Here is a 581-nt window from a genome sequence, read left to right as displayed (position 1 = left end):
GGGGGTAGAGCACTGTTTCGGCTAGGGGGTCATCCCGACTTACCAAACCGATGCAAACTCCGAATACCTACAAGTGCCGAGCATGGGAGACACACGGCGGGTGCTAACGTCCGTCGTGAAAAGGGAAACAACCCAGACCGTCAGCTAAGGTCCCAAAGTTATGGTTAAGTGGGAAACGATGTGGGAAGGCTTAGACAGCTAGGAGGTTGGCTTAGAAGCAGCCACCCTTTAAAGAAAGCGTAATAGCTCACTAGTCGAGTCGGCCTGCGCGGAAGATGTAACGGGGCTCAAACCATACACCGAAGCTACGGGTATCACGTAAGTGATGCGGTAGAGGAGCGTTCTGTAAGCCTGTGAAGGTGAGTTGAGAAGCTTGCTGGAGGTATCAGAAGTGCGAATGCTGACATGAGTAACGACAATGGGTGTGAAAAACACCCACGCCGAAAGACCAAGGTTTCCTGCGCAACGTTAATCGACGCAGGGTTAGTCGGTCCCTAAGGCGAGGCTGAAAAGCGTAGTCGATGGAAAACAGGTTAATATTCCTGTACTTCTGGTTATTGCGATGGAGGGACGGAGAAGGC

1 rRNA gene is annotated in these 581 nt (G+C 52.0%); it reads left to right on the top strand.

Annotated elements, in window-relative coordinates:
- Nucleotides 1-581: ribosomal RNA gene (locus HGG74_RS21070) — 23S ribosomal RNA — on the top strand; the annotation flags it as partial.

Origin of the sequence: Arthrobacter mobilis (assembly GCF_012395835.1) — a bacterium.
Taxonomy (GTDB): domain Bacteria; phylum Actinomycetota; class Actinomycetes; order Actinomycetales; family Micrococcaceae; genus Crystallibacter; species Crystallibacter mobilis.
Note: the sequence above shows the minus strand (reverse complement) of the source record. Positions and strands in the feature narration are given on the sequence as shown.